General features: G+C 62.4%; 15 protein-coding genes, 1 tRNA gene and 2 pseudogenes. 7 read left to right on the forward strand and 11 right to left on the reverse strand.

Annotated elements, in window-relative coordinates:
• Positions 1-17 precede the first annotated feature (17 nt).
• On the reverse strand, positions 18-4,130 hold the full coding sequence (gene purL / locus WN982_RS11890) for a phosphoribosylformylglycinamidine synthase (RefSeq protein ID WP_341312211.1): 4,113 nt from the start codon (positions 4,128-4,130) through the stop codon (positions 18-20).
• Positions 4,131-4,446: 316 nt separating this feature from the next.
• On the opposite strand from purL, the gene WN982_RS11895 reads away from it, so the two are divergent.
• From WN982_RS11895 to pgi, 3 genes are all read left to right on the forward strand, one after another.
• Positions 4,447-5,742 carry an FAD-dependent oxidoreductase gene (locus WN982_RS11895; protein ID WP_341312212.1) on the forward strand — a complete coding sequence of 432 codons (1,296 nt, stop codon included), beginning with the start codon at positions 4,447-4,449 and terminating at the stop codon, positions 5,740-5,742.
• 1,075 nt (positions 5,743-6,817) lie between these two features.
• Positions 6,818-8,404 (forward strand): NAD(P)H-hydrate dehydratase, encoded by a 1,587-nt coding sequence (locus tag WN982_RS11900; RefSeq protein WP_341312213.1) that lies wholly within the window; start codon positions 6,818-6,820, stop codon positions 8,402-8,404.
• Between the two features lie 272 nt (positions 8,405-8,676).
• A complete protein-coding gene (gene pgi, locus WN982_RS11905) occupies positions 8,677-10,299 on the forward strand; it encodes a glucose-6-phosphate isomerase (RefSeq protein ID WP_341312214.1) in 1,623 nt (540 codons plus the stop codon).
• Positions 10,300-10,454: 155 nt separating this feature from the next.
• Here pgi and WN982_RS11910 read toward each other — a convergent pair whose 3' ends face one another.
• A complete protein-coding gene (locus tag WN982_RS11910; RefSeq protein WP_341312215.1) occupies positions 10,455-11,141 on the reverse strand; it encodes an ABC transporter ATP-binding protein in 687 nt (228 codons plus the stop codon).
• Between WN982_RS11910 and WN982_RS11915 the strand changes: the two genes are divergently transcribed.
• Together WN982_RS11915 and WN982_RS11920 are read left to right on the forward strand one after the other, a co-directional pair.
• Positions 11,140-11,844, forward strand: a complete 705-nt coding sequence (locus WN982_RS11915) for an arylesterase (protein WP_341312216.1) — start codon at positions 11,140-11,142, stop codon at positions 11,842-11,844. The two genes, WN982_RS11910 and WN982_RS11915, sit on opposite strands and share 2 nt — an antisense overlap.
• Before the next feature lie 117 nt (positions 11,845-11,961).
• The gene (locus WN982_RS11920; protein ID WP_341312217.1) at positions 11,962-12,309 is read left to right on the forward strand and encodes a hypothetical protein; all 348 of its coding nucleotides are present in this window, start codon (positions 11,962-11,964) and stop codon (positions 12,307-12,309) included.
• Positions 12,310-12,450: 141 nt separating this feature from the next.
• Here the strand turns inward: WN982_RS11920 and WN982_RS11925 are convergent, their stop codons facing one another.
• Both WN982_RS11925 and WN982_RS11930 read right to left on the reverse strand, forming a co-directional pair.
• Positions 12,451-14,388, reverse strand: a complete 1,938-nt coding sequence (locus WN982_RS11925) for a SurA N-terminal domain-containing protein (RefSeq protein ID WP_341312218.1) — start codon at positions 14,386-14,388, stop codon at positions 12,451-12,453.
• An 86-nt stretch (positions 14,389-14,474) separates the two neighbouring features.
• A tRNA-Asp gene (locus tag WN982_RS11930) sits at positions 14,475-14,551 on the reverse strand.
• A gap of 70 nt (positions 14,552-14,621) precedes the next feature.
• On the opposite strand from WN982_RS11930, the pseudogene WN982_RS11935 reads away from it, so the two are divergent.
• Positions 14,622-14,758: pseudogene (locus WN982_RS11935) on the forward strand (BON domain-containing protein); the annotation flags it as partial.
• Positions 14,759-14,985: 227 nt separating this feature from the next.
• Here WN982_RS11935 and WN982_RS11940 read toward each other — a convergent pair.
• The 4 genes and pseudogenes from WN982_RS11940 to WN982_RS11955 all read right to left on the reverse strand — a co-directional run.
• On the reverse strand, positions 14,986-15,720 hold the full coding sequence (locus WN982_RS11940; RefSeq protein ID WP_341312219.1) for a YukJ family protein: 735 nt from the start codon (positions 15,718-15,720) through the stop codon (positions 14,986-14,988).
• Between the two features lie 147 nt (positions 15,721-15,867).
• On the reverse strand, positions 15,868-16,353 hold the full coding sequence (locus WN982_RS11945; RefSeq protein ID WP_341312220.1) for a histidine phosphatase family protein: 486 nt from the start codon (positions 16,351-16,353) through the stop codon (positions 15,868-15,870).
• Positions 16,354-16,363: 10 nt separating this feature from the next.
• On the reverse strand, positions 16,364-18,340 hold the full coding sequence (locus tag WN982_RS11950; RefSeq protein ID WP_341312221.1) for a hypothetical protein: 1,977 nt from the start codon (positions 18,338-18,340) through the stop codon (positions 16,364-16,366).
• A gap of 415 nt (positions 18,341-18,755) precedes the next feature.
• A pseudogene (locus tag WN982_RS11955) lies at positions 18,756-18,962 on the reverse strand (3-hydroxybutyrate dehydrogenase); the annotation flags it as partial.
• Here WN982_RS11955 and WN982_RS11960 point away from each other — a divergent pair.
• Positions 18,922-19,677 carry an ROK family protein gene (locus WN982_RS11960; RefSeq protein ID WP_341315779.1) on the forward strand — a complete coding sequence of 252 codons (756 nt, stop codon included), beginning with the start codon at positions 18,922-18,924 and terminating at the stop codon, positions 19,675-19,677. The pseudogene WN982_RS11955 and the gene WN982_RS11960 overlap by 41 nt on opposite strands.
• A 100-nt stretch (positions 19,678-19,777) precedes the next feature.
• On the opposite strand, the gene WN982_RS11965 is transcribed toward WN982_RS11960, so the two are convergent.
• The 3 genes from WN982_RS11965 to WN982_RS11975 all read right to left on the reverse strand — a co-directional run bounded on the left by WN982_RS11965 (position 19,778) and on the right by WN982_RS11975 (position 23,222).
• A complete protein-coding gene (locus WN982_RS11965; protein WP_341312222.1) occupies positions 19,778-20,764 on the reverse strand; it encodes a M14 family metallopeptidase in 987 nt (328 codons plus the stop codon).
• Positions 20,765-20,766: 2 nt separating this feature from the next.
• Positions 20,767-22,155, reverse strand: coding sequence for an MFS transporter (locus WN982_RS11970; RefSeq protein ID WP_341312223.1), 1,389 nt, complete (start codon positions 22,153-22,155; stop codon positions 20,767-20,769).
• 158 nt (positions 22,156-22,313) lie between these two features.
• Entirely contained in the window at positions 22,314-23,222 is a 909-nt protein-coding gene (locus tag WN982_RS11975) for a LysR substrate-binding domain-containing protein (RefSeq protein ID WP_341312224.1), read from the reverse strand.
• Positions 23,223-23,324 lie beyond the last annotated feature (102 nt).

The following is a 23,324-nucleotide window of genomic DNA, read 5'->3' on the forward strand; positions in this document are numbered from 1 at the left end:
CAGCGGCCTTCCCCGCATCAACCCAGCCAGCGGCGTGCGTTCTGGAACACGCGCATCCACGGACTGCCGTCGTTGCCGCCTTCGCCCCAGCTCTCCGGATGCCAGCTCATCTGCACCGCGCGATGCACGCGCTCGGTGTGCGGCATCAGCACGGTGAAGCGGCCATCCGGCGTGGTCACCGACGTGATGCCGTTCGGCGAGCCGTTCGGGTTGAACGGATATTGCTCGGTCGCCTGACCACGGTGATCGACATAACGCATCGCCACCGCGACCTTCGACGCATCGCCCTGCTGCGAGAAGTCAGCAAAGCCTTCACCGTGCGCGATCGCCACCGGAATGCGCGAGCCTTCCATGCCGGCGAAGAAGATCGACGGCGACGCTTGCACTTCGACCAGCGAGAAGCGCGCTTCGAATTTCTCTGACTTGTTGCGCGTGAACTTCGGCCAGGCTTCAGCGCCCGGAATCATCGACGCGAGGCTGCTCATCATCTGGCAGCCGTTGCAGATGCCCAGCGCGAACGTGTCTTCGCGGCCGAAGAAGGCGGCGAACATGTCGGCCAGTTGCGAGTTGAAGCGGATCGCCTTCGCCCAGCCTTCGCCGGCACCCAGCGTGTCGCCGTACGAGAAACCGCCGCACGCCACCGCACCGGCGAAATCCGCCAGCGTGGCGCGGCCCGACAACAGGTCGCTCATATGCACGTCGTGCGCGTCGAAACCGGCGCGGTCGAATGCATAGGCCGTTTCGAGGTGCGAGTTCACGCCCTGCTCGCGCAGAATCGCGACACGCGGACGCGCGCCCTTGTGAACGCCCCGAAGGAAGTCCCCTTGGGGGACGAACGGTGCGGCGACGTCTTCAGCCGGATCGAAGCTGAGAACCGGCGTGATGCCCGGATCGGCGGCGTCGAGCAGCGCGTCGTATTCGGCGTCGGCGCATGCCGGGTTGTCGCGCAGACGCGAAATGCGCCAGCTCACTTCGCTCCACGCGCGATGCAATTCGGTGCGCGGCGCTTCGTAGATCTTCTTCGCGTCGCGATAGATTTCGATCGTGTCGCGCTCGTTGATCTTGCCGATCACGTGCGAACATGCCGACAGACCATGCTCACGCAATGCAGCCAGCACCGCGTCGCGCTCCTGCGCGCGCACCTGGATCACAGCGCCGAGCTCCTCAGTGAAAAGCGCGCGGATCGTGCGGTCTTCGCGGCGGCCGCTGGTCTGCTTGGCCCAGTCTTTCGCGTCGCCGTAGTCGGATTCGTGATCCGGATCGAGCACCAGCATGTCGACATTCAGCGACACGCCGACGTGACCCGCAAACGCCATTTCACAGACCGTCGCCCACAGGCCGCCGTCAGAGCGGTCGTGGTAAGCGAGCAGCTTGCCGTCGCTGTTGAGCGCCTGGATCGCGGTGAAGAAGCGTTTCAGATCTTCCGCATCGTCGACGTCCGGCACCGTGTCGCCGACCTGCTGCGTGACCTGCGCGAGGATGCTGCCGCCGAGACGATGCTTGCCGCGGCCGAGGTCGATCGCGATCAGCACGGAGTCGCCCGCCTCGCTTACGCGGCGCAGTTGCGGTGTGAGGTGCTTGCGCACGTCTTCAACCGGCGCGAACGCCGAGATGATCAGTGAGACCGGTGCGACCACTTCCTTCGCGACACCACGGTCTTCCCATTTGGTGCGCATCGACAGCGAATCCTTGCCGACCGGAATGCTGATGCCGAGCGCCGGGCACAACTCCATGCCGATCGCCTTGACCGTGTCGAACAGCGCGGCGTCTTCGCCCGGTGCGCCGCAGGCGGCCATCCAGTTCGCCGACAGCTTGAGCTTATCGAGCGACGCGATCGGCGCCGCCGCGATGTTGGTGACCGCCTCGCCGACCGCCATGCGGCCCGAAGCCGGCGCGTTGATCACGGCGAGCGGCGTGCGCTCGGCCATCGTCATCGCTTCGCCGCGGAAGCCCGCGTAGTCCATCGTCGTGATCGCGACGTCGGCGACCGGCACTTGCCACGGGCCGACCATCTGGTCACGCGCGGTCGTGCCGCCCACCGAGCGGTCGCCGATCGTGATCAGGAACGACTTGCTTGCGACCGTCGGGTGACGCAGCACGCTGACCGCCACTTCCGACAACGCGGTGCTGGTGACATCCACCGGCTCGAGCTTCGTTTCGACGCGCTTGACGTCGCGATGCATGCGCGGCGCCTTGCCGAGCAGCACTTCCATCGGCATATCGACCGGCTGGTGCGCGGCGTCGTCTTTCAGTTCGGTGTCGATCAGCTTCAACTGACGCTCGGCGGTGGCCGTACCGATCACCGCGAACGGGCAGCGCTCGCGCTGGCACATCGCTTCGAAGGCCGGCAGATCGGCAGGCGCAATCGCCAGCACATAGCGCTCCTGCGCTTCGTTCGACCAGATTTCACGCGGCGACAGACCGCTTTCTTCCAGCTGGATCTTGCGCAGTTCGAAAATCGCGCCCTTGCTCGCGCCGTCCACCACTTCCGGGAACGCGTTCGACAGACCGCCCGCGCCGACGTCGTGGATGCTCAGGATCGGATTCTTCTCGCCGAGTTGCCAGCACGCGTTGATGACTTCCTGTGCGCGCCGCTCGATTTCCGGGTTGCCGCGCTGGACTGAGTCGAAGTCGAGTTCGGCGGTGTTGGTGCCGGTCGCCATCGAGCTGGCCGCGCCGCCGCCCATGCCGATGCGCATGCCCGGGCCGCCGATCTGGATCAGCAGCGACCCTTCCGGCAGATCGTGCTTGTGCGTGTGTTGGTCCGAAATATTGCCGATGCCGCCGGCGATCATGATCGGCTTGTGATAGCCGCGCACCAGACCGGCGACGTTCTGCTCGTAAGTACGGAAATAGCCGCCCAGATTCGGTCGGCCGAATTCATTGTTGAACGCGGCGCCGCCCAGCGGGCCATCGATCATGATCTGCAGCGGCGAAGCGATGCGATCGGGCCGGCCGTACGCTTCGTGCCTGTCGTTCGGGTTGCGGTGCGCGAGCGGCTGCGCGGCGTCGCGGGCGTTTTCCCACGCTTCGACGCCGTCCGGCAATTCGAGGTTCGACACCGTGAAGCCCGCCAGACCCGCCTTCGGACGCGCGCCGCGGCCGGTCGCGCCTTCGTCGCGGATTTCGCCGCCTGCGCCGGTCGAGGCGCCCGGGAACGGCGAGATCGCGGTCGGGTGATTGTGCGTTTCCACCTTCATCAAGGTGTGCGTCAGTTCGACGTTACGGCGATAGTGCTCGGGCAACTCGTTTTCGCCGAGTTCAGCCGGCGTGCGCGGGAACCAGCGCTCGGCGATGCCGCCCGCCATGATCGCGGAGTTGTCCGAATACGCGACGATCGTGCCTTGGGGGTTCAGCTTCTCGGTGTTGCGGATCATGTTGAACAGCGAGATGTCCTGCGGCTCGCCGTCGATGGTCCATTGCGCGTTGAAAATCTTGTGGCGGCAGTGCTCGCTGTTGGCCTGCGCGAACATCATCAGTTCGACGTCGGTCGGGTTGCGGGCGAGTTTCGTGAATGCGTCGACCAGATAGTCGATTTCGTCGTCGGCAAGCGCGAGGCCCAGTTCCGTGTTCGCCGCTTCCAGCGCGCTACGGCCGTGGCTCAAAACGTCGACGGTTTGCAGCGGCTTGGCCGGCAGTTCGTCGAACAGATGCATCGCGTGGTCACGCGACGGCGCGACGCTTTCGGTCATGCGGTCATGCAGCGCCGCGGCGACGGCCGCGCGGGCTTCGTCGGAGAGCGCCTTCTTGCCGCTGAGCAGGCCGCTTTTCAGCGTGACCGTGTACTCGACGCCACGCTCGATGCGGCGTACCTGCGTGAGGCCGCACAGATGGGCGATATCCGTTGCCTTGCTCGCCCACGGCGACACCGTGCCGAAGCGCGGCACCACGAGGAAGGTTTCGGCGGTGCCGCGCTCTTTGGTTTCTTCGAGCGGATCGCCGTAGTGCATCAGCGCTTCGATCTTCGCGTTGTCTTCCGCGGAGAGCGGCGTCTGGGCATTGACGAAATGCAGATACTGTCCGCGCACGCCGGTGATGTTGGCGTCGATGCGCGTGAGCGTTTCGAGCAGGCGGGTTTGACGGAAATCGGAAAGGGCCGAAGCGCCGGGGAAACACGAGAAGTGGGCCATGGACTTGACGTTGCGTCGCTCAATGATGCCGAAGAGTCGCGCGTGCGGGCGACGTGAGGCGGAAAGGAAGTCCGGGATTATACCCCGGGAACGGGCTTCCAGCGGGCTCGGCGGTGCGGTTTGGGTCGCCACGCCAGGCGCTGGCCTGCGGCGTCCGCGGTGGCGCTCGCGTGCCAGGGCCGTCCGTTTGGCTGCTATCATTCGCCCTTTCACCAGATCGGCGCGAGCGGCCTGAGCAATGCCGGGTTTCGCGCCGCATGTCACGCTTAAGCGGAACGCAGGGTTCTAGCATCCCGCCGGCAAATCGAATCAGAACATGGATGTCATCGTCATTGGCGGCGGGATAGTTGGCGTCGCCACCGCTTATCAACTGCGCGCGGCCGGCCACAGGGTTTGCGTCGTCGAGCGCCACGCGACCGTCGCGCAGGGCGCGACCTATGGACACGGCGGCACCGTCCTCCCGACCCCGCTCGACGTCTGGTTCGGCCCGACTTTCATGGCGAACCGTCAGGGCGCGAAGAATGGCGTCATCAGCAAGACCGGCTTCAACGGGGCAGCGCGTCAGTTCGTCAAGCAGCTTGCCATTTTGCAGGCGCCGGAGGCGTTCAGCCGGCAATACGGGCGGCTGCGCCCGCTGATCGAATTGTCGCGTGACGCGATGGCCGACATGGAAGCGCGCTTCGGCCTGGAATACGAACAGGCGAGCGGCGTCCTTTATCTGGTGCGTTCCGCGCAGGAATGGCAGCAGACCCAGACTGCGCTCGACCTGCTGCGTCAATACGAAGTGCCGCATCACGTGCTGACGCCTGCCGAATGCGCCACGTTCGAGCATTCCGTGCCGACCGATCCGGAATTCGCTGGCGGCGTGCTGTTCGACCAGGAGCGCACGGCGAACTGCCCGCTATTTGCGAAGCTGATCAAACAGACCCTCGATACGCAGGGCGGCGTGCAATTCATGCCTGGTTGCGAAGTGTCGGCGATCCGCCTCGACGGCCAGCGCCCCGCGGTGGAACTGGCGGCGCGTCCGGGCGAGACGTCCCGTTCACGCGAAGTCGACGTGATCAGCGCTGACGCGATTGTTGTGGCCGCGGGTTACGGCAGCTTGCCGCTGCTCGAACGCCTTGGGCTGCGACTGCCGCTGCATCCGCTGCGCCTGCACACGCTGGTTGCACCGATTGCGCATGAGGAATGCGCGCCGCACGTCGCGATTGTCGACGCGGTGAAGCGGATTGCGATTACGCGGATGAACCACCGGTTGCGGATTGCGGGTGGCGCGGTATTGCAGAGTGCCGGCCAGATCGACAAACCGCTCGGCGAGGCGTTGACCAAGGAAGCGCTTGCGCTATTGGGTCAGGCGACGCACGACTGGATCCCGGGGGCCGCGCGGATTTCCGCGGCGTTGCCATGGGAGGGGGTGAAACTGCTGTCGCAGGATGGTTTGCCGGTGATTGGCAATACTGTGCATCCTCGGCTGTTTGTGAATGTTGGGCATGGTCCGGCGGGATGGGGGCTGGCATGCGGTGCTGGAAAGCTTGTGACCGATATGGTTACTGGCACGGCGCCGGATCTGCCGGTGGAGACGTTGGCGGCGCTTCGGCCGGATCGGTTTTGAAGGGTTTTTTGCCTTTTGCGGCGGCATGGGTTGTGTGCCTACGGTGTTGGTCCTTTTTTGGTTTTTTTGCCTTCGCGGCGCTTATGGTCTGTGCGCCTGCGGTGTTGGCCTTTCCTTGATTTGTTAGTGGTCTATTAGCTTCGCCCCTGTGCGGGGCAGGCACTTACTTTCTTTGCCGCCGCAAAGAAAGTAAGCAAAGAAAGCGGCTTCACACCGCCAGTTCTAAAGCGGGTCCCCTGGCTTGGAGGAGGTAGTGGAGCATCTGGAATCGGTGTTCTCGCACATTCGACGTGAGTGACAAGGCCGTCATACTTCCGGCGGCGCTGCGCGCGCCGCGGCGGTACTTCCCAACACCGATCGCAGATTGGCACCTCCGGCATCATTCTTCCCGCCTCGCACTACGTGCTCGCCGGAACGGTCTGCAAGGGAAACCAGTGGGTACTCTTTGCGCGGCGGGAGCCATCGGCTTCGCCTCGGCGAGGCGCCTGAATTGTGGAAGTGCGAGCCACTTTGCCAAACGACACGCAGGCGCGCGTTACGTCAGCGTGGCTAAGGAACGCAGCCACGAGTTACGCTAGCGCAACAAAAGCAAGCCATTACGCTTGAACGACCGTAGGCATCGGAAGCACCCGACAGACCCGACGGTTTTATGAAGTACCGCTACGGCGCGCGCAGCGCCGCCGGAAGTATGACTGCCTTGTCACCAGCGCGGAGTGTGCGAGAACACCGATTCCAGATGCTCCACTACCTCCTCCAAGCTAGGGGACCCGCTTAAAAATTAGCGGTTTGAGCCGCTTTCTTTTGCCTACTTTTCTTTGCGGCAGGCAAAGAAAAGTAGGTGCCCCCCGCACAGGGGGAACGCTAATAAACCAAAAAGAAAACAAGGAAAGGCAACGCCGTAGGCAAACAGAAATAAGCGCCGAGCACGCAAAAAAACCAAGAAAAGGCCAACGCCACAGGCGCACAGACCATAAGCGCCGCACAGGCAAAAAAACCACCTTATCCCTATCCGCACTACCATAGTGCTTTCAACCGCTTCCTCACCTTGCAAAAAGGTGAACCCCAAACCACTGCCATGACAGAACCCGAAACCGCGCTCCCGGATCTGATCAACCCGCACAACCGTGCACTGCCCCTCCTCACCCTGACGGACCTTCGGATACTGGAAAACCAGGCATCGGCAGCGTTGCCGGCACATACGCTAATGGCCCGCGCAGGCAAAGCCGCCGCCAGCTTCCTGAGCGAGCAAATAACCCGCGACACGTCAGTCGACAAAACGAAGCACAAAGTGTGGCTAATAGCAGGCCCGGGCAACAACGGCGGCGACGCCCTGGTCATGGCGACAGAACTCCACAAAGCAGGCATCGCGGTAGAACTCTGCATGCCGATCGAAGTAAAACCGGACGATGCCCGCTGGGCCCTAAACAACGCCCGTGCCGCAGGCATTGCAATCACCTCGACACCTCCAGCCTCGCTGGAAAACTACACCTGGCTGGTGGACGGCATGTTCGGCATAGGTCTGACGCGCCCGTTGGAGGGCATCTTCGCGACAACCGCCCGCCAACTCTCGCAACGCACCAAAGCAAAAACAAAAGCAAAAGGCGGCGTACTGGCACTAGACACCCCAAGTGGCCTGGACAGCGACACCGGCACGGTCATTGCCGAGGGCAATGCGGTCCACGCCACCCACACCATCACCTTCATCGGCGCCAAACCGGGTCTCTTCACCGCACAAGGCCGCGACCTCGCCGGCGCGGTAACGGTGGCGCCGATCGGCGTCGACAGCACCACCCGCGCGGCCGTGCAACTCAACGCGCCTGAACTATTCGCCGCCTTCCTGCCGCCACGCGACTTCGCGACCCACAAGGGCACTTTCGGCAGCCTCGCGGTGGTCGGCGGCGACACCGGCATGTGCGGCGCGCCGATCCTCGCGGCGCGCGCGGCGCTCTACTCCGGCGCGGGCAAAGTGCACGTCGCCCTGCTGGGCGTCGGCGCACCACCCTACGACCCGCCGCATCCCGAACTAATGCTGCACGCGATCGACGATCTGCCGCTCGACACGATGGACGCGCTCGCCGTCGGCTGCGGCATGGGCCATCGCGAGCGTGCGACGCAGGTCCTGCACGACGTCCTGCCACTCGACATGCCCAAGCTGCTCGACGCCGACGCGCTGAATCTGATTGCGAAAGACCCGTCGCTCGCGGCAGAGCTCACCGCGCGCGGCGTGCAAGGCGATCCGTGCGTGCTGACGCCGCATCCGCTCGAAGCCGCGCGCCTGCTCGGCACCGACGCGTCCACCGTGCAGCGCGACCGGCTGGCCGCGGCGCGTGCGCTGGCGGCGCGCTTTGCCAGCGTCGTCGTGCTGAAAGGCACCGGCACGGTAATCGCGGCGCCGGACGGCCGCCTCGCGATCAATCCGACCGGCAATGCCGCGCTCGCGACAGGCGGCACCGGCGACGTGCTCGGCGGCATCATCGGCGCCCTGCTCGCACAGCACTTGCCGCGTTACGAAGCGGCGTTGGCAGGCGTCTACCTGCACGGTCTCGCCGCCGACTCCCTGAGCGCGCAAGGCCACGGCCCGGCCGGCTTGACGGCGGGCGAACTGGCACCGATGGTGCGGACCTTGATGAACCGGATGTTCTATCCGACACTGGTTCGATGACGCCGCATGTCTCGCCGTGCGCACTGGATGCCCAAACCGCTGCCACCTGTCATGCAACACCGTTATACTGATCGACCAAGCCGCGCGACCGGCCACCGCGGTTTGCGGCGAAACTTCAGCGATAATTTTCATCACGAAACCTGATCGCGAAGTTGCACCGCGACCCGCCGCGAACCCGGCCGCGCGGCATCGCTCTAACAGCATCGTTGCATCATCCTCGGCAGCGCTTCATGCGCGCGCCTTTCTTCGTGCCCATTCGTTAGACGGACGCTATGACGCAGAACTCGCTCCCCTCCTGGTCCTCGCTGCAAACGCATTACGAGAAGATTCGCGATGCGCACATGCGCGACTGGTTCGCTCCCGAGAACGATCCCGCCCCTACCCGTGCTGAACGCTTTGCGTTCGCGGGCGGCGGTCTCGCGGCCGATTTCTCGAAGAACCGCATCACCGACGAAACCCTGCAACTGCTGGTGCAACTCGCCCGCGAAGCCGGCGTCGAAAAGCGCCGCGACGCAATGTTCGCGGGCGAAGTCGTCAACCCGACCGAAGGCCGCGCCGCGCTGCACACCGCGCTGCGCGCAAGCGACCCGAAAGCGCCGTTCTACGCGCAAGTGCAGGCCGAGCGCGCCAGGATGGCCGCGTTCGCCGATCAGGTGCGCAGCGGCGCCTGGACCGGCTACACCGGCAAGCGCATCCGCCATATCGTGAACATCGGTATCGGCGGCTCGGACCTCGGGCCGAAGATGGTCGTGCATGCGCTGCACCATCTGGCGAGCCCGGAGATCACGACGCACTTCGTCTCGAACGTCGACGGCGCCGATCTGTACAACGTAATGCAGAAGATCGATCCGGAAGAAACGCTCGCGATCATCGTCTCCAAGACCTTCACCACGCTCGAAACGATGACCAACGCGCGCTCGCTGCGCGACTGGTTCGTCGAGAAAGGCTGTCCGGAAAGCGCGCTGGCGAAACACTTCGTCGGCGTGTCGGCCAATCCCTCGGAAGTGGTCAGGTTCGGCATCGCGAAAGAGAACGTGTTCGAGATGTGGGACTGGGTCGGCGGCCGCTATTCGCTGTGGTCGGCGGTCGGTCTGTCGATCATGATCGCGATCGGCCCTCAGCAGTTCGGCGAACTGCTGGCCGGCGCCAACGAAATGGACCAGCATTTCCGCGACGCGCCGCTCGAAGAGAATCTGCCGGTGCTGCTCGGCATGATCGGGATCTGGTATCGCAACTTCTTCGGCTCGCAAAGCTACCTGGTCGCGCCGTATTCGGAAGCGCTGCATTTCCTGCCGTCGTATCTGCAACAGTTGGAGATGGAGAGCAACGGCAAGTCCGCGCGTCTCGACGGCGCGATGGTCGACTATCCGACCTCCGCCGTGACGTGGGGCGAACCGGGCACCAACGGTCAGCACGCGTTCTTCCAGATGCTGCACCAGGGCCCAACCATTGTGCCGATCGACTTCGTCGCCGTGCTCACGCCGGAGCATCCGCTCGTCAGCCACCATCCGAAGCTGCTGGCGAACTGCTTCGCGCAAAGCGAAGCGCTGATGCTCGGCCGCACATTGGAAGAAGCGAAGAAGGTCGCCGGCGCGGACAAGCCGGAACTCGCGCCGCATCTGGTGTTTCCGGGCAACCGTCCGACCAGCACGCTGCTGGTCGAGGCACTGACCGCGCGTTCGCTCGGCGCATTGATCGCGCTTTACGAGCACAAGGTGCTGGTGCAGGCGTCGGTATGGAACATCAATCCGTTCGATCAGTGGGGCGTCGAGTTGGGCAAGATTCTCGGCAAGGTAGTCGAGGCGGATCTGACGGCGGCAAGCGTCGATGAAAAGAAGCATGACTCGTCGACGTCGGCGCTGATCGCCCGGGCACGCGCCGCATTAAAGCGCTGAGCGTGAGCGGCGCGCTTGCTCGTGCCGCATGCGCCGATTGTTCACGCGCGCCCGGTTAGCGGCGTTGCGTTATCGAGTTGCATGAGATGGAATGCAAAACGGGCCCTTGCGGCCCGCTTTGCTTTGTACGAACGAGTAGCGTGTGGCTGGCACGCTCAGGCCAAGCGCCCTGCTTCGATCGTCACCGTCGTATCGCAGCGGCGCGCAAGTTCGACGTCGTGCGTGACAAGAATCAACGTGGCGCCGTTCGCGCGATTCATCTCGAACATCAGGTCGATCACCGCATGGCCCGTAGCCGCATCGAGACTGCCGGTTGGCTCATCTGCGAACAGGATCGCCGGATGCGTGACGAACGCGCGCGCCAACGCGACGCGTTGCTGTTCGCCGCCCGAGAGCAGCTTCGGATAATGGCCGGTACGCTGCCCGAGACCCACCTGCTGCAGCAAGCCGCGCGCACGCGCCGCGGCCTCGCGCGTGCCGATGCCGCCTTGCAGTTCGAGTGGCAAGGTGACGTTTTCGAGCGCCGTCAAATGCGGCATCAGTTGAAACGACTGAAACACGAAACCGACCGAGCCGCTGCGCAACGCAGCGCGCTCGTCTTCGTTCAGTTCGGTGAGTTCGCGCCCCAGCAGCCGAACCGAGCCCGAACTTGCGCTGTCCAATCCTGCAAGCAAGCCAAGCAGCGTAGACTTACCCGACCCGGATGCACCGACGATCGCCACACTGCTGCCGGCATCGATGGCAAGATCGATATCGTCGAGAATCGTCAACTCGCCGGTCGCATCCTTAACCCTCTTGCTCAAACCCCGCACTTCAATGACTGGATCAGTTCTGTTTAGCATGGTGAAGCGTAGGTTGAAAGTGCGCGCTGTAGCGCCTCGCGCTGCGGCGCTGGCTACGGTATTCGGCTCGGCCGTACTGGCTGCAGCCATGTTTTCGATGCCCTTCGCGGCTCAGGCCGCCAATGCGCCTGAAGAGGCCAAGCCGGTGATCGTCGTGCTCGGCGACAGCATCTCCGCCGAATACGGCCTGCCCCGCGACACCGGCTGGGTTGCCTTGATGCGCCAGCGCCTCACCGACGAGCGAATCGATTATAGCGTCGCCAATGCCAGCATCAGCGGCGACACCACGAGCGGCGGCCGCGCCCGCTTGCCAGCGCTCCTGCAAAGACTCAAGCCGAGCATCGTGATCGTCGAACTCGGCGCCAACGACGCGTTGCGCGGCGTACCGCTCGCCACCACCGAAGACAATCTGCGCACGATCATCGAAGAGGCTCAGCAGGGCCACGCGAAGGTCGTGCTGGTCGGCATGTACGTACCGCCTAATTACGGCCTCGACTACACGCAAAAGTTCCACGGCTTGTACGGCGAACTGTCGAAGCAGCTGCGCGTGCCGCTGGTGCCTTTCCTGCTCGCCGGTATCGCCGACAAACCGGAGATGTTTCAGGCCGATCAGATTCATCCGACGCAGCAGGCACAGCCCGTGCTGCTCAACAATGTGTGGCCGGCTGTGAAGCCGCTGCTGCGCACAAGTTCGCCGCACTGAAAAGTTCGCTAACAACTTGTTTCCGAAAATTGGGGAACATGGATCCGTAAGGTCGATCGGACTATTTCGCAATCCGTGTGATCCGGCTCAATTCTGAGCGAATTTTGAGGAGATAACGTGAAATACTTGCCGCTAATCGCTTTGATCGCAGCATTTTCTGCCAGCGCCGCTCAACCGCCAGCGGGCGTTCAGTCCGTTGGGCAAAGTCAGCAACCACCCAAGGCTGTCGCTACCTGCATTGCGCAGAAGTGGGCGGATGGCTCGCAACAGCGAGTCGTGTCGCAGGACACGCTGGCCAACGATCAGGCGCTCGACGTCTACGTCCCGGGCCAACAACCGCCTAATGGCGCAGCCGCCGTGGTACGCCCGTCGTACACTGGTAAGGGTACGTGGGTCGGCTTCCGCTCGAATGGCGCTGCGGGCAGCGACGCCACCACCACCAGTGCGATCAGCGCTTGCCTTTAACAACTGACTGCATGCATCCGCATGCAGCGCGCCGAAGCAAACCGTTTGACGCGCTTTCATTCGTCAAATAAAAAAGCCCCGCAATTCAATTGCGGGGCTTTTTTGCATCTGCGCGTTTTACAGACGCGCTAGAGCCGAAGCTTATTCGCCGTTCGCCTGGGCACTGCTGCTGTCCAGCGCTCCGTAGAACTTGACCTTGGAACGGGCACGCAGCGCTTCAACATAAGCCTGTGCTTCGGACTGCGCGTCGACTTGCGCGATCTGCTGCTGGGCCGCGGCGAGACGCTGCGGATCGGTCGGCGCACTTGCCACCACCGAGTTCACGCGATAGATCGCGTAGCCGTCGTTGCCGAGATCGACACCGACGTAGGCCGGCAGTTTTTGCGCATCCGCTTTGTAAATTGCGCTCAGCGCAGCAGGCGGCATGCCTTGCGCGTCGTTACGCGAGACCTTCACCGGCGACGAGAAGCCCGCCGTGGCATTCGACTTCTGGAATTCAGCCAGCTTCGCGATGCCATCCTTGTGCGCCGCCTCGTTCGACTGAGCCGCGATCACCTTTTGACGCACTGCGTCCTTGATGGTGTCGAGCGCCGGTACGGCAGCGGCCTTGTAGTCGGTCACGCGTGCGGCAACCAGCGTATTGCCGCCGACGTCGATCGCTTGCGTGTTGTTGCGCGCCGTCACCGCGTCGCTTGCAAACACAGCGGCGAGGAATTTCGCGTTGTTCAGCGGACTATCCGGCGGCAGCTTCGCGTCCGGCTGCGGCGTGACCGTGGCCGTTTGCAACGGCAGTTTGTACTTGTCGGCGGCCGGTTGGAGGCTCTTGGCCTTTTCGTAGACGATCGACGTGAAGCCTTCCGACTCGTCGCTGAAGGTCTTGCTCGCCTGCTGCGTCCTGACCTCTTTCGCGATCGCATCCTTCACTTCGTCGAACGGCTTCGTGACCGACGGCTTCACGTCCGTGACCTTGACGATGTGATAGCCGAAGTCGGTCTGCACGATGCCGCTGACTTCGTCTTTCTTGAGAGCGAACACGGCGTCGTCGAATGCCTGACCGCCTGCGATCATGCCGCGACCGAAGTAACCCAGATCGCCGCCTTTCGATGCGGAACCCGGATCCTGCGAATTCTGCTGCGCGATCTGCGCAAACTGGTCCGGATGCGCCTTGATCTGCGCGAGCAGCTCGTCGGCCTTCTGCTTCGCCTTGGCCTTGTCAGCCGCGCTCGCGTCTTTCGGCGCGGCGATCAGGATGTGGCTCGCGCGCACCTGGCCATCGGTGCGGTACTTCGCGATGTTGTCGTCGTAATACTTTTTCAGATCGGCGTCGCTCGGCTGCACGGCGGCGGCGAGCGTTGCCGGCGACAACACGAGGTACTGGATCGTCGCCGTGGCCGGTGTAGCGAAGTCGTTGCGATGCGCGTCGTAATAGGCTTGCAGTTGCGCGTCGGTTGGCTGCACCTTCGCAGCATAGTCACGCGGATGGAACGCGATACCCTGCACTTCGCGCTTCTGTTCGGCGAGCTCGGTCAGATGTTGTGCGAGGGTCTTCGACGTGAAGGCGCTGCCTTGAATGCTGGCCGGCAATTGCTGCGTGGCGATGCTGTAACGCACGCGTTCGTCGTACTGGTCGGGCGTCATGCCCTGCATCGCGAGTAATTGCTTGTAACGATCGACGTCGATCGAACCGTCGGGATTCTTCAGCGACGAGATCACCGGATCGTTCAGCAAGACGCGCCGCACGGCGTCGTCGGAAGCGGTCAGATGCAGGCGCTGCGTTTCGTCGGCCAGCACGCGCTGCTCGATCAGACCGTCGAGCATTTCGCTACGGCGCTCGGGCGTGTCGAACGACTTCATGTCGAATTGCGCGCCCAGCATCTGGCGGGCGCGATCGAGCTGCTGACGCATTGCGTTGTCATACTCAGCGCGGGTGATCTTATGACCGTTGACGCTGGCGACGTTTGCACTTTCGTCAAAGAAGCCGCGGAAGCCCTGGATACCCACAAAACCCAACCCCGGCACAATGACGAGGATGAGCATGAACATCATCAGGCGTTTGTGATTGCGGAAAAAATCGAGCATGCGTGAGGAGTGCCGAAAACAGAACGCCCGATATTACAACAGCGGGCAATAAAAAAGGCGAACCGGAGTTCGCCTTTCGAGGATACTGGCGGAGTGGACGGGACTCGAACCCGCGACCCCCGGCGTGACAGGCCGGTATTCTAACCGACTGAACTACCACTCCTGATACAACCTAATACAACAATAACAATAGCAGTCCGCAATTCTAGCCGGAATCGTCGCCAGAATGCAAGGTCCGTGTGCACGGTGGCGCCGTCACGCTTTCCGGAACCGTTCCAGACGCCAGTCAGATTGACCAAGCACAAGATGTTGCAAAGGGGGCGCAGGCGCGACATCTGTCAGCAACAAACTCGCAATTCAGTCACCGTGAGAAATCGCGGCCCTACGGACGTATCGTGGACCACTTCGCGCGGGTATGCTGCTCGATATCGCACCCTCATTCGTGCGATGGCGATGGCCATGAGTTCCTCCACGACAGCCGCCGCTTCCACAAGGTCGGGACGCGACGCATCGCGCGCCGCGACCATTCATCTCGTGCGGGCCTAGGCGCTACGGCCGCCGGATAGCCTATCCTCTCGCCTGCGTCACCGCGAGCGATTAGTTCGATCCGAGGACGAACTCAGGAAGCGGACGCGCACCCTTCACCGGGAAGCCTTTCGAATCCGTGGGCAGATACTGCGTCTGAAACGCGGTGAAGATTGCGGCGAACCCGCTTGCTCGTTGCACGATGACAGCGCCGTCCTGAAAAGCTCCGTTCTCCTTCCAGTGCGGGCCACGCGGATTGCCCTGGTTCATGTGCGTTTCATGCAGTCCGTCCTGCTGCGGCTGGAACAGAAAGCCGAACCCGTAAACGACAACGCCCTGTTCGCGCGGCGGGTAGAAATCGCGGGGCTGCGGCTCGCCTTTGCCGCTGTCGTACGGAATGGATTCTGGCGCCTGACTGGTATCGATCGACAGAATCCCGTTGATGATGTCGTTGACGTCGGCCCGCTTGCCATCGACGTCCGCATACGGAATCGGCCGCATCCGGTGCAGGTCGAGCAGGCTCCGGTCCTGCCAGTAGTCCAGCAGCGGGAAACCCGACGTGTAAAGCCCGAGACCCAGGCCGGCGAGCTTGTCGGTGACCGGGTCCGCGAAATTCAGGTCCACGTAGGAGTAGACCTCGTCGTTACCGTCTTCGCCGACCTGGGTCGATGCCGAATTGACGACGATCTTGAAGATCGCCTCGTCCGAACCCTGGACATTGATCACGTAGTGAGGACTACCGACGTAGGTCGACACGAAGGGCGCGGCGTTGATCAGCTTGCCCTTGAACATACAGTATTCGTTCATCGAAGTGCTCTCTGTGGGTCCTGTTGATTTTCGCTGTGTGCGTTCGAGTCCTGCCTGGTGCACGAGCGTGGCCGCGCGGCGGCCATCTCGAGTCCGTATCGCCTGCGTGACCCTTCTTCGTACCGCCGGCGAAAACTTAAGCGGCCGCTAGAACGGTTCTGGCATCTGATCGACCTTGATCGTTCCGTCGGCACGAATCCCGACCTTCAGGATCAGATTGAACACGGTCTCGTCCCACGGGTCCGGGTACGAGCCCTTCTCACATCCCAGTGCATGCATCGGCTTCGGAAGCTTTCCGTGATGCCAGCAGCACACGATCAGCGGCTGGTTCTTGTAACCGGTGCCGGTGAGCATCAGTTGCGCCGCGTCGACGAACTGGTCGTCCGGGTACGGCATCTGCACGTCGAGTCCGCACTGCTGCGCGAGCGGCGTCGCGGTTTCATCGGGCCGCAAGCTCTCCGCCGAGTTCGCGGCCGCGATGATCACGTCCGGTTTGCCGAACGTGTCGGGAATATAGGTCGCGAGCTGCTTCGCGCGCGCATAGCCTGCGGGCGACAGATTCGGATCGCCGGCGTCGTCGGGCTTTTCCGCATGCCGCATCACCAGAATGTGTCGAGTAGCCAAACTGTTCATCGCGATGCCCTCACTTTGACTTGGTTTTGCGCTGCAAAGCCGGCTTCGTCGCCTTCGTCGTTTTCTCGGGCTTCGGCGATTTCGCCGATTTCGGTGTCTTTGCGGATTTCGCCTTCGCCGCATGCGGCCCCACCGCGGGCGACAGCCCGCCCGTCTGTTCCTGCAGCGCCGGCCGCACTCTCGTCGAGCCGGTCGCGTGCATCGTCGGCAGCGCGTCGGTCTTCGGAACCGCGGCCAGCCAGAAGTTCAGCTCGGACGACTTCACAGAGTTGTCGGCCGCGAAATACGCGTCCTGCCAGCTGTCGTCCGCCTTCAGGAAATGCCACGCCTTGTCCTTTTCCGATTCAAGCCAGTAGCGCCACGCGTAATGGTCGTAGACGTCCAGGCAATGCGCGGCGTAGGCCTCGGCCACCGCACGGTGCCCCTTGATGAGGTTGAGATTCTCGTCGTTGTTGTACGACGCCTTATAGCCGTCGTTGTGGCTACCCATCGCGACGACGCAGTTGTCGGAGAACGGATCGATGACGACGATCTTGTCGTGGATCACTGCGTGGCCGGCCTGATTCAGCTCCTGCGTCCACTGGCCGAACGCGTCCCCCTTCGTGACGCCACGTGTGTGGATCACGCGAAAATCCTCCGGCAGCGGCGCGTCCCCCTTCTTCGGCCGTGCGACCGGAACCTGCCCGTCGTGGATCGCGGTGTAGAACTCGCCGGCCGCCGTCGCGTCCGTCACCGCACCTCGCACGAACAGCGCCGGGTTGACCTTCTGCGCCTGCCCGATCGCGTCGACGATGCTCGGATAGCCCGGCTCGAACACCAGGAAAAGGATCGACTGCTGCGCCTTGCCGATCAGGTCGAACAGCGCCTGCAGATCCGGTGGCGTCGGTTCGTCCGGTTTCGGCTTGCTGGCCCGCTGCTTCGGCGTGTTCGGCGAGAACCAGATGTCGATTTTCCCGCTGCCGTCCTCGAGGTCCACGCTGACGGGGCCTTTCGCGTCGGCCGACCGCAGCGGCTCATCCTGTGGGCCGGTGACCTTCGGGCCAGGCGGCAGCGTGTCCTGCCTCAGGCGGATCCAGTAGTCGTCGTACGCCACCGCGACCGCCGCCGAGCGTGCGATGATCGTGTTGTTCGTCTGCGCGCAGAGCCCGTGCGCGGTCACGTTGGTCGAACCGAACAGCGCCGCCTGCGGCTTATCGCCCTGCACCAGTACCTGGAACTTGTTGTGGCCGATGTGGTTCGCCGCCATGAACCGGTCGGTCACGTCCGCGCCGGCCGCCTTCATCGCTTCGCGTTCGGGCTCATACACGTCGTTCGTCGGCTGGCCCGTGCCATCCTGGCCCGGCATGTTGGTCAGGATCAGGTTCAGCGAACCCTGCAAAGGCTTGAGCGTACCGATGACTTCGGGATCGTCCAGCTCGTAGAACGCGCATTTGAGCGTCGCGCCGCTCTGCGCCGCTTCCTTCGGCAGCGAGGTCAGCGCGTCGATCATGTCACCCGCGAGGTCGTTGCGAAGCGGATCGCCGATGGTGTAGATGTGCTGTGTGAGCGCGTCGGCCATCGGGCCGCCACCGGACGTGTCGTTCAGCGCTTTCGCGGTCGCCTGCGTCGCGAGGATGCCGCGATTGAAGTAAGCGGACAGCGTGCCGTAATGCGGCGTCAGCTGGATCTGATTGGTGATCAGCGGTCCATACGGCATCGGCGCGAGATTGCCCGGCGTGCCGCCCATCGGGACTATCTTGTACTTGTAGGTTTTCCCGCGGATCGCATAGACGTCTTTCCAGAAGAACTTCTGGATAGGGTCCACGACCGTCGTGCGCCCGGGATCCGCCGACTGTCCGTCGAAGGTCGCCATCGCCGGCAATGGCGTTTCCGTGCCAGCCAGCACGTCGATCCGGTAGATCGCGAAGCCCAGACAGCCCTTCAGTTTGCCGCCGAAGGTCCAGGCAAACACCGCGATGTCGTTATTCGAAAAGGCAACGGCTTTCATTTCTTCTCCCGTTTTTTGAAGGCCGCATCGACGTGCCCTTATTCGGTTATTTCTAGCACGTTTTGAAGACAATCGCGTACACAGATTGATGAAAGCGGCGTGTGAGTATGGGTGTCGATGCCGCCGGCAGGCCATGAGCGATCGTGCCGGGCCGGAGCCGCGTCGTGCCCGGCACGCGTTCGTCCGTGCGTGTTTCGTTCGACAAAGCGGATCCGCGGACTGTCTGGTACATACTTAATATGCGGCTGCTTTCAATTGACATCTCCCTTGCCTAAGAGAATGGACTGAGCGTCCCCCACCGGTGAATAGCGCAAGCCATGAATGAATGTAAGGAAGGCAGATCCTCGCGGCCCGCCGGTCAACCTCGCGCTGCCTGTCGGATCGACCGTCGGCTTTTCGGTGCAGGCGTGGGCCTTTATTGCGTGTACCAGCCGTGGCTGACCACGAACGACTGGCCGGTCAGTGCGGCGCTCGGGAACGACGACAGGAACAGCACCGTCCGCGCGACGTCCTCGACAGTCGTGAACACGCCGTCCACCGTGTCGTCGAGCATGATCTTCTTCACGACGTCTTCTTCGCTGATGCCGAGTTCCTTCGCCAGCTCGAGGATCTGCTTGTCGACTCGCGACGCCGAGCGCCTTATCGGTGTGGGTTTTGCGATTTCCGGCTTCTTTGTCGCCGACCGGCGCCAGGTGAATGCACCGGAGCCGCTACAGGACTGGTCATTGATCGACCTTGAACCGATTCTTGAAAATTGCTTCGAACTACCGGTATGGATCGAAAACAATGCCACGATGGCAGCTATCGGTGAGAGCCTGCTCGGGGCAGGACTGTGGGCGCGCAGTTTCGTCTATCTGTCATTTAACTATGGGTTTGGCGGCGGCATTGTCATCGACGGTAAGCCCTATTTTGGTTCACATGGCAACGCGGGCGAGATGATGATTTATGACGAGGACGAGACCGGTCGTCGTCCGGCGCTGCAGTACCTGATCAAGGAATTACGGGCAAACGGCGTCGACATCGACTCGGTCGAGGACTTGCGCTTCCGCTTTGATCCGACATGGTCCGGCGTGGAGAGCTGGATCGAGCGCACCCTTCCCGCACTGGATCGGGTTATCAACACCGTGGCTGGTTTATTCGATCCTGAAGCTATCGTATTCGGCGGCCAGTTGCCCGTTCAATTGGGCAGGATGCTGATTGAGCGGGCCCGCTTTTGGGAAAAGCATCGATATGGCGTCGCCCCCCCAAGGCCGAAGCTCGTGCTCGGCGAAGCGAACGGCAACGCGGCCGTAATCGGTGCCGCGCTTGTGCCGTTGAAGGAATGTTTCTTCGAGTGAATAAGGCTGCGAGATTGCGCGCGGTGTGTTCCGCTAGTTCTCTTCATTGCCATAGATCGCGCTTATCAGCCTCGCCCGCAACACAAGGGCCTCTCTGAAATCACCCCGAGTAGTCCAACTTGCCGAGCCTGACCACGGTGACTCCCTTGCCGAGATGGCGCAGAGACGGTTGCAACAACACGCAGTTGTCGTAAGGAGTGACGATCCGGCGCGCGCCGTCGACGGCGATCAGCGTTCCTGCCTCGGCAATCACTTCCATGCCGCGGAAGTCATCGGTGAAGCGGAAGTCCGTCGAGTCCGCCGTGACCGCGTGAGTCACGCGGATGCATTGTGGCCGTAGTGGTGAAGCCGACTTCATCCATGGTGCGACAGACGCCGAATCGATCACGCCGGTGCTTGTCAGGAACCGGCATACAGCATCAAGCGCAACGTCCCGACCCGCTTGCTCAAAATGCTGTCCGCATTCGATCAGCAGCGCGTTTTTGGAGCTGTTCGGATCGCCGAAGCCGCCATAGTCGCGCAAGCGTCGCCCTGCGGCATGGCCTTCGTCAATCATCAGATGAGCCGGCGCGGCCATCTGCCGCGCTAGCGCTACGCCCTTCGCGAGCGGGCCAGTGAGAATCAGGGGCTCCGACTTCTCATGCATCGAATGAATGTCGAACAGAAAGTCCACGGTATCGATGAGCGGACGCAGTTCACGCGCCCGGCGCAACTCAAGACTGTCGTCCGGTCCGTCCAGCTTTTCAGGCGCCCACAGGCGGTTCATGTCTTCATCGATATAACGCGTGGCGTCTGGATCGGTCGGATCGAATCGGTCATACGCCGCCACGTTCGCGAACGACAGTGTCAATCGCCCCCTGCTCGGTCGCAGGCCCGAAGCCAGCAAGATGTCGAGCGCTATCGCGCCGCACATCTCGTTGCCATGAGTGAGTGCGTTGATCATCACGTGTGGGCCGGCCACCCCACTGTCGAAACTTTGGACATAGTCGATACCGTCCTGACCGGTCCGCCAGCGGCGAATATCAGGCTTGTCCAGCTCGATCGGATAGCTCGGCAATGTGGCGCGAAGCGCTTCTAGTGTCGTCATTTTTAGTTTTCCAAAAGAACGTGTCGTCGCATCAGTCGGTGCCGTGCGCTGCGGCGGCGCAGCAGCCACAACGCGGTGAGGCTGATCAACGTTGTAGCCAGTACATAGAAACTGGGCGATGTCTTGTTGTGTGTCGTTCCGATCAGCCAGGTCACGATCAGTGGCGAAAAGCCGCCGAAAATCGTCACGGACAAGTTGTAGCTCAGCGCCAGTCCCGTGCCTCGGGTACGGGTTGGGAATATCTCGGAGAGCAGCGCAGGCAAGGGCGCGAGAATCGCCGCAAGCAGCACACCAACGATAGCCTGGGTCGCCAGCAGCGTCGCAAAGGTCGGATACGCGACCATGGTGGAAAACATCGGATACGTGGATACGGCGATCACGATCATCGCGATGGCAATCACGCGGATGCGCCCGTATCTGTCCGACAGCAAACCAAAAAACGGGGCCATCACCATCAGCATGACGCCAGTTACCATCGTACAGACGAGCGACGCACTCGTTGCGATATGCAACTGCTTAACGGCATAGGTGGGCATATACACCTTTTGCACGTAGCTGAACGCCGTCACCGCCACCACTACGCCCGCGCCAAGCAAAAGGCCGGGCAAGCCGATCGTCAGCGTATCGCGTAACGGGGAAACCTCGCGTTGATCGCTTCGGCTAGTCGCCTGCAGCGCAAGGAACTCTGGCGTTTCCGGTGTATAGCGACGGATGTAGAGGCCGATCGGCCCGATCAGCAAACCGAACAGGAAGGCTGCTCGCCATCCCCAGGCATCGATCTGCTGCGTGCTGAGGGTATAGGTCAGCACCGTACTAAGACCGGCGGCAAGGACGGTCGCGAGACCTTGCGTCGATGCTTGCCAACTGCCGTTGTAACCCAGCCGCTTGCCATCGGCGTGCTCGACCATGAAGGCCGTCGCGGCGCCGAATTCGCCGCCAGTCGAAAATCCCTGCAGCAATCGCGCGACGATCACGAGCGCGGGAGACCACAGTCCGATACGCGCATAGGTAGGTGCGAGAGCGAGCATCGCCGTGCCGATCATCATCAGCAGGATGGACCAGGTGAGTGCAGCCTTGCGCCCTGCGCGGTCTGCATAGCTACCCAGCACAATGGAGCCTAGCGGCCGCATGACGAACGAGATGCCGAAGGTGCCGACGGACAGCATCAGTGAAGTCCAGTCGTCGCCGGTCGGGAAAAAAAGCTTGCCGATGGTGATGGCGAAATAGCCATAGATCAGCAGATCGTAGTATTCGAGCGCGTTTCCGACGCTCGCCGCCAGTACTGCGCGCCAGGCGGCTGGTCGCCGCGGCGTCGCGGTGGTGTTAAGCAACGCGTCCTCTGGACGATCCGCGCTGTCGCCATCTTTCATGCCGAGCGTTCTCGCGAGCATAGTTCTCTCCTCAAAGTCTCCCCGCCAGGTTTGTCCGTCTAGTCGGCGAGGAATTCGAAGGAGTCTATGGAGCGCAAAAAGACCGTCTGTGCCGTTTTGGCACTAGGTCGGGCTACTTTGAGCAACCGCCGTTGCGTACGGGTGGCGAGCGCTTGTTGCTAGCCCAGCCGCTGTGCGTTGGCGATGGCAAGCTTCCAGACCTCGTCCAGCAACGCGTTCTGATTGCTGCGTACGCGGTACATGCTGATGTCAACGCGGATGTTCCATTCCTTGACGCCCGCAAGACACAACGCGCCAGCACCGAGGTCGTTCTTTACCAGCCGGTGCGGCAGCCACGCCATGCCAAAACCCCGCAGGGCCATTTCCTCCACAGCCTCATAGAAATCAGCCTGAAACACGGGCGTTAGAAAGGCTTTCTGGTCAGTCGCTGCGAGATGACTGTCGAGGATTTGCCGAAGCGTCAGGCCGCGGGAGAACGCAAGCCATGGCAACGGCGAGCCGGCCGAACCGGGCAGCCTGAAACGCGGGTGTCCGCGCTTATCGGGAATACTGACCGGTACAAGCGTCTCGCTGTCTAGCCGGCAGTGGTCGTATTTCCGCGGGTCGAGCAATGCATCGGCCTGCGGACTCGCGTAGGATATGAGCAGGTCGGTCGTGCCATCGGCGAGTTCCAGCACGCCTCCCTGCGTGCCACCGGTCGTCACGCTAATCGGAAAAGGGCCGCGCTGCTCATACAGATCCTGATACCAGCCCGGCACGAACGTGCGCGCGAGGGTCCTGCCCGTACCGATTTTGAGCGCGACCGGGAGTTGGACTTCACGCAGTAGCCAGCGTGCTTCATTCAAGTCATCAATGGCATTGGACGCAGCATCCAAAAATAGCCGCCCAGCTGGCGTCAAGGCGACCGGCTGCACTCCGCGGTCGACCAACGCTGTGCCCACCCATTCCTCCAACGCCCTGATGCGTCGACCGAAGGCAGGATGTGTAACGCTACGATTTTCGGCGGCGCGGCTGAAACTGCGCGTCTTCGCCAGTTCCCTGAAATCTTCCAGCCATTTGATCTGCATGCGCGCTCTTTGCCGGTTTCAAGTGCACTCGATAATTCGCATTATCCAGTTAATCGAACTAGTCGCGAGCAGGGCTGAACTGTACCAAACGTATTGGAAACG

This window comes from Paraburkholderia sp. IMGN_8, from assembly GCF_038050405.1.
Lineage (GTDB): Bacteria > Pseudomonadota > Gammaproteobacteria > Burkholderiales > Burkholderiaceae > Paraburkholderia.

Bases quoted from the DNA above. Each gene is read 5' to 3' on its own strand.
- purL (WP_341312211.1), bottom strand. From the start codon at position 4,130: ATGGCCCACTTCTCGTGTTTCCCCGGCGCTTCGGCCCTTTCCGATTTC.
- WN982_RS11895 (WP_341312212.1), top strand. From the start codon at position 4,447: ATGGATGTCATCGTCATTGGCGGCGGGATAGTTGGCGTCGCCACCGCT.
- WN982_RS11900 (WP_341312213.1), top strand. From the start codon at position 6,818: ATGACAGAACCCGAAACCGCGCTCCCGGATCTGATCAACCCGCACAAC.
- pgi (WP_341312214.1), top strand. From the start codon at position 8,677: ATGACGCAGAACTCGCTCCCCTCCTGGTCCTCGCTGCAAACGCATTAC.
- WN982_RS11915 (WP_341312216.1), top strand. From the start codon at position 11,140: ATGGTGAAGCGTAGGTTGAAAGTGCGCGCTGTAGCGCCTCGCGCTGCG.
- WN982_RS11910 (WP_341312215.1), bottom strand. From the start codon at position 11,141: ATGCTAAACAGAACTGATCCAGTCATTGAAGTGCGGGGTTTGAGCAAG.
- WN982_RS11925 (WP_341312218.1), bottom strand. From the start codon at position 14,388: ATGCTCGATTTTTTCCGCAATCACAAACGCCTGATGATGTTCATGCTC.
- WN982_RS11940 (WP_341312219.1), bottom strand. From the start codon at position 15,720: ATGAACGAATACTGTATGTTCAAGGGCAAGCTGATCAACGCCGCGCCC.
- WN982_RS11945 (WP_341312220.1), bottom strand. From the start codon at position 16,353: ATGAACAGTTTGGCTACTCGACACATTCTGGTGATGCGGCATGCGGAA.
- WN982_RS11950 (WP_341312221.1), bottom strand. From the start codon at position 18,340: ATGAAAGCCGTTGCCTTTTCGAATAACGACATCGCGGTGTTTGCCTGG.
- WN982_RS11960 (WP_341315779.1), top strand. From the start codon at position 18,922: ATGCCGAGTTCCTTCGCCAGCTCGAGGATCTGCTTGTCGACTCGCGAC.
- WN982_RS11965 (WP_341312222.1), bottom strand. From the start codon at position 20,764: ATGACGACACTAGAAGCGCTTCGCGCCACATTGCCGAGCTATCCGATC.
- WN982_RS11970 (WP_341312223.1), bottom strand. From the start codon at position 22,155: ATGCTCGCGAGAACGCTCGGCATGAAAGATGGCGACAGCGCGGATCGT.
- WN982_RS11975 (WP_341312224.1), bottom strand. From the start codon at position 23,222: ATGCAGATCAAATGGCTGGAAGATTTCAGGGAACTGGCGAAGACGCGC.